Annotated in this window: 1 protein-coding gene; it reads left to right on the top strand. The window is 47.0% G+C overall.

Annotated features, from left to right (window positions below):
- Positions 1–113: 113 nt before the first annotated feature.
- The coding region (locus HMPREF1548_RS22615) for a YveK family protein (RefSeq protein WP_035323502.1) at positions 114–734 on the top strand (621 nt) is incomplete at its 3' end.

Below are 734 nucleotides of genomic sequence, written 5' to 3'. Positions count from 1 at the left end.
CTGATGCGGGAGAATGCGGAGGCTATTCTGGAAGATCGGGTTTTGTAGGAGTTATTTTTAATAGGAATTTTTGGAACTGAGAACAAAAGAGAAATATGCGGGAGAAAATGGGAATGGAAGAAAATACGATACGGCAGACAGATGAAATTGAGATTGATTTGTGGGAAATCTGTCTGGTGCTGATACATAACCTGGCTTTGATTGTTTCTGTGGGAATTATGGTGGCGCTGGGGGCTTTTCTGTTTACACAGCTGCTGGTGACGCCTTCTTATGAGTCTACTACGAAGATCTATATCCTGAATAAGCAGGAGAACAGTGCGGTGACTTATTCGGATATTCAGCTGGGGACGCAGCTGACGAAGGACTATGCGGAATTGATTCAAAGCAGGTTTGTCTTGGAAGAAGTAGTGCAGGGGATGGGGCTGGATCTGACGTATGAGCAGATGAAAGGGAAGGTTTCGGTTACGACGCCTACAGATACGCGTATTCTGGCGATTACGGTGAAGGATTCTGATCCAGTGCTGGCGATGAAGATGGCCAATGCAATCCGGGAAGCGGCATCAGTGCATATTATGAACGTGATGGATATCCAGGCAGTAAATGTGGCGGAAACTGCCAATATGCCGATGAAGAAGGCCAGCCCCAGCGTGTTGAAGAACACGTTTCTTGGCGGTGTGCTGGGAGTATTCCTGATAATCGCTGTTGTGCTGGTTCGTTATCTGATGGATGACACG

Source organism: Clostridium sp. KLE 1755 (genome assembly GCF_000466465.2).
Classification (GTDB): Bacteria; Bacillota; Clostridia; order Lachnospirales; family Lachnospiraceae; genus Eisenbergiella; species Eisenbergiella porci.
Note: the sequence above shows the minus strand (reverse complement) of the source record. Positions and strands in the feature narration are given on the sequence as shown.